The sequence below is a fragment of the Mesorhizobium sp. genome (assembly GCF_004962925.1).
Classification (GTDB): Bacteria; Pseudomonadota; Alphaproteobacteria; order Rhizobiales; family Rhizobiaceae; genus Mesorhizobium.
Genome location: NZ_SUEO01000288.1, coordinates 1 through 6,650, shown reverse-complemented (window position 1 = coordinate 6,650; position 6,650 = coordinate 1). Strand labels below are relative to the sequence as shown.

General features: G+C 60.7%; 5 protein-coding genes. 2 read left to right on the top strand and 3 right to left on the bottom strand.

What is annotated here, in order from left to right; translation table 11 throughout:
- Window positions 1–129: 129 nt before the first annotated feature.
- The gene (locus E5W87_RS32835) at window positions 130–1,383 is read right to left on the bottom strand and encodes a sugar ABC transporter substrate-binding protein (RefSeq protein ID WP_292407320.1); all 1,254 of its coding nucleotides are present in this window, start codon (window positions 1,381–1,383) and stop codon (window positions 130–132) included.
- Window positions 1,384–1,558: 175 nt separating this feature from the next.
- Window positions 1,559–2,614 carry a LacI family DNA-binding transcriptional regulator gene (locus E5W87_RS32830; RefSeq protein WP_292407318.1) on the bottom strand — a complete coding sequence of 352 codons (1,056 nt, stop codon included), beginning with the start codon at window positions 2,612–2,614 and terminating at the stop codon, window positions 1,559–1,561.
- Between the two features lie 456 nt (window positions 2,615–3,070).
- Here E5W87_RS32830 and E5W87_RS32825 point away from each other — a divergent pair, with 456 nt between their 5' ends.
- Window positions 3,071–4,801: an adenylate/guanylate cyclase domain-containing protein gene (locus tag E5W87_RS32825; RefSeq protein WP_292407316.1), complete on the top strand. Its 1,731-nt coding sequence runs from the start codon at window positions 3,071–3,073 to the stop codon at window positions 4,799–4,801.
- Window positions 4,802–4,946: 145 nt separating this feature from the next.
- Here E5W87_RS32825 and E5W87_RS32820 read toward each other — a convergent pair whose 3' ends face one another.
- Complete coding sequence (locus E5W87_RS32820; RefSeq protein ID WP_292407314.1) at window positions 4,947–5,840, bottom strand: HNH endonuclease; 894 nt, start codon at window positions 5,838–5,840, stop codon at window positions 4,947–4,949.
- 209 nt (window positions 5,841–6,049) lie between these two features.
- On the opposite strand from E5W87_RS32820, the gene E5W87_RS32815 reads away from it, so the two are divergent.
- Window positions 6,050–6,592: a dihydrofolate reductase family protein gene (locus E5W87_RS32815; RefSeq protein WP_292407313.1), complete on the top strand. Its 543-nt coding sequence runs from the start codon at window positions 6,050–6,052 to the stop codon at window positions 6,590–6,592.
- Window positions 6,593–6,650 lie beyond the last annotated feature (58 nt).

The following is a 6,650-nucleotide window of genomic DNA, read 5'->3' as shown; positions in this document are numbered from 1 at the left end:
GGGTCCGGCCGAAGGCCGGGGGTGGGGCCCTCCGCGAAACGCGCCGACGCAAAAGAACGTCGAGCACTGCCCGTACGACCCCACCCGGACCTGCGGTCCGACCTCCCCTCGAGGGGGAGGTGCCGGCGCCTACTGCTGTGGCGCCGAATCTATGATCGACTGCATGGTTTCCTGCGCGTTGGCGATGGCGCCATCGACGTCTTCGCCGAAGAAGACCTCGTTGACCATCTGGTTCCACGGACCGTTGGCGGAATTGATCAGGTCGTTGAACACCACCGAATAGGGCGTGCGGCCCTTGGCCATGGCCTCTGCGGCGACCTTGTAGCGCGGGTCTAGATCCTTCAGCGCCTCGTTGGCGATGTCGCCGCGCACGGGAAGGCTGCCGTATTTCGCCAGGATGGTCTGGCCTTCGGGCGAGTAGGCGAAATCGAGGAACTCCTTCACCACCGCGACCTTGGTGGTGCCCTTGGTGACGACGAAATTGTCGCCGCCGGCAAAGGACGACCAGCCGCCATCCTTGCCGGGCAGGAAGGTGACGCCGTAGTCGATATCAGGGTATTGCGTGTTCAGCGCGCCGATGGCGAAGGCGCCGGACGGCGAGATGCCGATATTGCCGCCGGCAAACGCGGCAAAGAAATTGGAGCCGGTGTCGGTCTGCGCGCCTGAAGGCACCAGATCCTTCTTGACCATCGAGCGATAGAGCTCGATCGCGCCGCGCAGCTGCGGGCTGTCGAGCGTCGCCTTCGAGCCGTCCTCGGTGAGGATATCGCCGCCCGAGGCCCAGATCAGCGGCGTGAAGGTGAAGATGTTGCAGCCGCCGCAATTTCCGGAGAAATAGAAGCCTTTTATATCGCCGCCGAGCGCGTTGACCTTTTCGGCGTCGGCCTCGATCTCGGCCCAGTTGGTCGGGCCTTTTTCAGGGTCGAGCCCGGCCTGCTTGAACAGCTTCTTGTTCCAGATCAGCACCGAACTATCGGCGGAGAACGGCAGCCCGTAGATGCGGTCCTTGTAGGTGCCGGTCTTGACGTGCGCCGGCGACAGGCTCGAGAAATAGGGCAGCGATTTCGCCCAGTCGGTGATGTCTTCGAGCTGGCCGGCGGCCGCAAAGGACGGCGTGTAGATCAGGTCGAGCGAGAGCGCGTCGGGTGCTGTGCCGCCGGCGGCGGCAGCGCCGTATTTCGGGATGATCTCGGCATTGGGAATGATGTCCAGCTTGACCTGGTTCTCATGCCCCTTGTTGAAGGCATCGACGATGCGCGGCATGAAGTTCGAGCCGTCGGCGCGAACCCAGATGTTCGCGGTCTCGGCGGCGGCCGGCCCGACTGTTGCCAGGGTGGGAAAAATGCTCGCGGCAAAGGCGAGCCCGGTAATGATGGTTCTCATGGTTCTCCTCCTCATGTTCTGTTTTCCTGCGGCCGCGCTCCCCGCGCGGCGGCTTTTGCTTTCATGCATGTCGTGATCCCAAAACCGCTGCGCACTTTTGGGCGACATGCACTTTCTGTTTCATGCATGTCGTTATCCCAAAACCGCTGCGCACTTTTGGGCGACATGCATAGTCTCAGCCGTCCGGCGGACGGCCGCATGACTGACGCACCACCAGCCGGCACGGCAGTTTTCGGATGCCCGGCGCGGCGGGTTCGCCGCCGACGAGCGAAAGCAAGGTGAGGCCGGCCTCGCGCCCGAGTGCCGCCAGGTTCATGTCGACGGAGGTCAGCGGCGGGCGGGTTGCCTCGGCCACGATCTGCCAATTGTCGAAACCGATGACGCCGACATCGTCGGGCACATCCAGCCCGCGCTCGCGCAGCGCGTCGATGACGCCGCGCGCGATCTGGTCGTTGCCGCAAAAGACGGCATCGGGTTTTTCGTCCCCACTCTTCGACAGCTTACCGTCGAAGAGCTTCGTCACCGCCTCGTGACCCCACGCTTCCGACCACGATCCGAGCAATGGTTCCATGACCGGCAAGCCCTTCTCGGTCAGCACGTCACGATAGGCCTGTGCCCGCGCGTGCACCACCGCAAAACTCGCCGGCCCGGTGACATGAGCGATGCGGCGGCGCCCAAGCCGCCAAAAGTGCTCGACCGCCAGGCGCGCGCCGCCGGCATCGTCAGAGACGAAAGCGACGGCGCCGGGGTCGGGCTGGGTGAAGGCGTAGATCACGGGAACGCCGAGATTGGACAGGTCGACCGGCAGATGGCGGTCGATCCGCTTGCCGGTGGCGATAATGCCGTCGACGCGCTTGTCCAACATGGCATCGACATGGAGCTGGCCGAGGCGCTGGTCGTCCTCGACATTGCAGAGAAACACCGAGACGCCCTTGTCGACCAGCGCATCCGAAATGCCCGACATGACCGGCAGCGAAAAGCGGCCATAGGTGTCGTTGGTCAACAGCCCGACGGTGAAGGAGCGCCGGCGCAACAGGCTCTGCGCCAGGCTGTTCGGGCGAAAGCCAAGACGCTGCGCCGTCTCGCGAATGCGCTCGCGCGTCTCGGCAGTCATCCGCCCCTGCCCGTTGAGCGCTTTTGAGGCCGTGGCGACGCTGACGCCGGCAAGCGCCGCCACCTCGCGGAGGGTGACCGGGGTCTTGGCAGAGACTGGCGAGGCGTCAGAAGCCATGGTGCGAAGCGAAATCCCTTAGTTGGGAAAAGGTTTTCTCTTGTCTCCGTGCTAGGCACTGACTGGTGAGATCAGCGGATGCCGGGCGGTTTGGGAAAAGGTTTTCTCAGATGGAGATTAGGGGAAGGATGCGGCGATGGCAAGGGGGGATAGATTTGGTTTTGGGCGTGTCCAAGATTTCTGCTAGGTGCCTGATCTACGAACGCTCTGCGCCATTTGCAGACGTCAGCGAGTGCAGCCGCTATGGTCCCAATTCGTGTTCATATCGGACGTTTCCGGTCTGGCGCCGCGCGGATCCCTCCCGCCATTGATGCGATCGAGTTCGCAGCCACCTGGCGGAAGGTTCTGATCCGCCCTTTCTTGCTGCTGCGGTAGGAAGACTTCTTGATTCAGCCACTGCTCAAATTGCTGGATTTGGCAGCCCAGGAAGGATAGGCTCGGTTTTTGGTTCAAGCGATGGAACAGAGACTAGCCGCAATTCTGGCTGCCGATATGGCGGGCTATAGTCGGCTAATGGAGGCCGACGAATCCGGCACGCTCGCACGCCTTCGGACCCATCGCATAGAACTGGTCGATCCCGCCATCGCGAAGAACAAGGGCCGGATCATCAAGACCACCGGAGACGGCATGCTCGTTGAGTTCCAGAGCGTGACCGATGCCGTGAAATGCGCCGTGGAAATCCAACAGCGCATGAAACGGCGCAATTCGGATGTGCCGCAAGAACGGCGTATCGAATTCAGGATCGGCATAAATCTCGGCGACATCATTTTCGACGATGACGACATTTTCGGCGACGGCGTCAATATTGCCTCGCGCATCGAGCAACTCGCCGACGTCGGCGGTATCTGCGTGACCGCAGCGGTGGCGACCCAAATTGCCGACCGTCTCGAAATTGCCATGGAGGACCTGGGCGAGAAGACGTTAAAGAACATCAGCCGCCCGGTTCGCCTCTATCGCATTGGGTTTGACAGTCCTGTCCCGGCAGAAATCGAGGCAAAGCGATCCATCTCGAAACCTTCGATAGTGGTGCTGCCATTCAGCAACATGAGCGGCGACCCCGAGCAGGAATTTTTCGCGGACGGACTGACCGAGGACATCATCACCGAACTGTCCCGCCACCATGAGTTGTTCGTCATCTCGCGCAATTCCGCCTTCGTCTACAAGAACCGCGCCGTGAATGTGCGCGAGGTGGCCGAGAAACTCGACGTCCAATACCTGGTGGAGGGAAGCGTCCGCAAGATCGGCGACAGGGTGCGCGTGACGGTTCAGCTCATCGATACGGCGAATGACGCTCATATTTGGGCAGACAAATATGACCGGAAGCTGGACGACATATTCGCGATTCAGGATGAGGTGACCGCGGCGATCGCAGCCACGCTGCCCGGTCGTGTCGAGGCGGCTCAGCGGGACCAGCTCGCGCGGGCGAAACCTGCAAACATGGCCGCGTATGAATGTGTGCTTGCTGCCAAGGTGCTGCATCACCGAAGCACGATTGCGGATAATGAACGCGCGCAAACCTTGATAGGCAGGGCCGTCGCGCTCGACCCCGATTATGCCCATGCCCATGCCTGGCGTGCCTGCATTCTTGGCCAGGCCTGGGTCCATAACTGGTGCGAAGACAAGGATGCCGTCTGGAACGACATCATGGCAGCGCTGGACAGGGCGCTGGCGTTGGACGACAACGATGCCGATGTCCACCGCATCCTCGCCGCAGTGAACGTGAACAACAATGAGCTGACCACAGCGCGCTACCATCAAGAGCGGGCGCTGGCCCTCAATCCCAATTACGACCTCGTGGTGGTGCAGCAAGGCGAGTTATTGACGTGGCTGGGGAGGCCGGAAGAGGGAATTGAATGGATCCGCAAGGCAATGCAGCTGAACCCGCACCACCCGGAGAGGTTCTGGAGCCATCTGGGAAAGGCGCATTTCGCCGCGCGCCAGTATGGCGAGGCGATCGAAGCTTTCATGCATCTGTCAACCATGGACTCGGTTCAGCACGCTTTCGCCGCTGCCTGCTACGGCTGGCTCGGCGACGAAATCGCGGCCGCGGCGCATCTAGGCAAGATCAGAACGCTCGATCCCCAATTCGATCTCGATTCATTTATCGCCACCCTGCACTATGCCCAGGAGTCTGATGCGCAGCACGTCCGCGAAGGACTGCTGAAAGCCGGTATTGCCCACCTGTAGCCAGCCCGTGACTACGAACCAGATACAATCGGGACAGGCAAAAAAGTCCCCACCCGATGCGGACCTTGTGGCATGACCGAACGACGGGCGGCGCAGGGTCAGAGGCGGCCGTTCCCTACCAACACGCTCCCACGCCAGCGGTGCTTCACTGCTTGAAGCAGTGGTCGCGGTGCCACTGCAAGAAACGAGGATACGGGCGTTCAAACTGCCGGCCCGGCGGAAGCGCCCAACCTGTCTTGTTTACAAATCCCTGCACGCTATCGAGGTCATTGACCTGTCGTGAGATGAGGATTTCCAAGTCATCGGATAGGCTGATCAATCCGCGATCGAACATCCAATGCGCTGTACCAGACAGCGCGATCCCATTGTTGATGACATCGGGCCCGTTCATTTCGACCGGCCGAATATGGGCGGCTGAAACCTCTGCCCGACCGCCGCCATTTATCAACTTCAGTCCCGTGATCGCGCATCGCTCGTCATAGGCGCGCAAGACGATGCGACGGAAAATGCGGTCCCGCACAATTCGCGATCCGATGTAGCTCACGCGGTCGCGGCTCTGCTCGAACTCGAATGGCGCTTGTTCATCCTGAAAGCCGGTGCCGGCCTCATCAACACGCGGCAGCAACAACTCATTCGTGTCCAGGCCCAGATCGATAATGCGGTTGAAGTCGGCTGGACTGATTGGGCGGACGGCCGCTTGGGCGCGACCGGAAATCCGTCCTTGGTCGTTGAATAAGCCTCGTTCAACGAGACCATTTGGCCCGTTAAATGGAACAGGATTGACGAAGTCGAGATAGGTGCCGGGCTCGATTAAAGCGAGGTACATATCAGGCGTCACAGGATCGGGAATGATTTGTTGGACTTTGGCTACGGCGTAATAGCCACAAGTATCGTTTACCTTGCTAGGCTCGTAGTAAATGATCCAGTCGTTCACGCATGCTTCGACGCGGTTGAGGTACGGGCGAGGAAATTGGTACTGCTCTGCGGGACGGTCGTTGTATCTCGAATCTGAGCGGTGAATGAAGATCCCGAATCCCATGATCTTCCTGCAATGCGTTCTTTGGGAATATCTGCCTCAGATGTAACACCAATCCGATCTTGGGAACTTAGTCCAGGCCGGAGAAGCTTTTCCCCATCCTTTGGAGGCGAATAGTGAAAGCGCCCTAACGAGCGACCGCGCTATTTTCACAGAGCGGTGTCGCAAAGGGCCAGCGCCGTCCGTCTTTTGACAGAAGAAAGGAGATCGCCATGAGAAAACTTATCGTCACCGAATTCATCAGCGTCGATGGCATCGCCGAGGTCGAGAAGCTGCCTGGCGTGATCTGGAACGATGAAATGCAGAGGTTCAAGGAAGACGAGCTTGCCGACAGCGGCGCCATGCTTTTGGGGCGCATGACGTATGAGATTTTTGCCGGCTCCTGGCCTGAGGAAACCGGAGATTTCGCCGAGCGGTTCAACGCGCTGCCGAAATATGTTGCGTCGACGAGGTTGAAGGCGCTCGACTGGAAACCGGCCGAGCTGCTGAAGGGCGCCTTGCCGGATGCGGTCAGGGAGCTGAAGCAAGGCAGCGGCGGCAACATCTATGTGCATGGCAGCCTCAGCGTAGCGCAGGAATTGCTGCGCCACGGTCTGGTCGACCGCGTCAGGCTGCTCAGCTATCCCGGCGCCGTCGGCCAGGGCAAGAAGCTGTTCCCGCCCGACGAGCAAGTGCCGCTCGAGCTGATCTCAGCCGCACCATTCAGCAACGGGGTGGTGGCGCTCGAGTATGCGCCTGTGACGGCGAAGTCGTGATGGCGCCGATGACAGCCGATCTCCCCCCTTGAGGGGGAGATGCCCGGCAGGGCAGAGG

What these genes read in the sequence shown, in the direction of transcription:
- E5W87_RS32835 (WP_292407320.1), bottom strand. Translation starts at nt 1,383, where the DNA reads ATGAGAACCATCATTACCGGGCTCGCCTTTGCCGCGAGCATTTTTCCC.
- E5W87_RS32830 (WP_292407318.1), bottom strand. Translation starts at nt 2,614, where the DNA reads ATGGCTTCTGACGCCTCGCCAGTCTCTGCCAAGACCCCGGTCACCCTC.
- E5W87_RS32825 (WP_292407316.1), top strand. Translation starts at nt 3,071, where the DNA reads ATGGAACAGAGACTAGCCGCAATTCTGGCTGCCGATATGGCGGGCTAT.
- E5W87_RS32820 (WP_292407314.1), bottom strand. Translation starts at nt 5,840, where the DNA reads ATGGGATTCGGGATCTTCATTCACCGCTCAGATTCGAGATACAACGAC.
- E5W87_RS32815 (WP_292407313.1), top strand. Translation starts at nt 6,050, where the DNA reads ATGAGAAAACTTATCGTCACCGAATTCATCAGCGTCGATGGCATCGCC.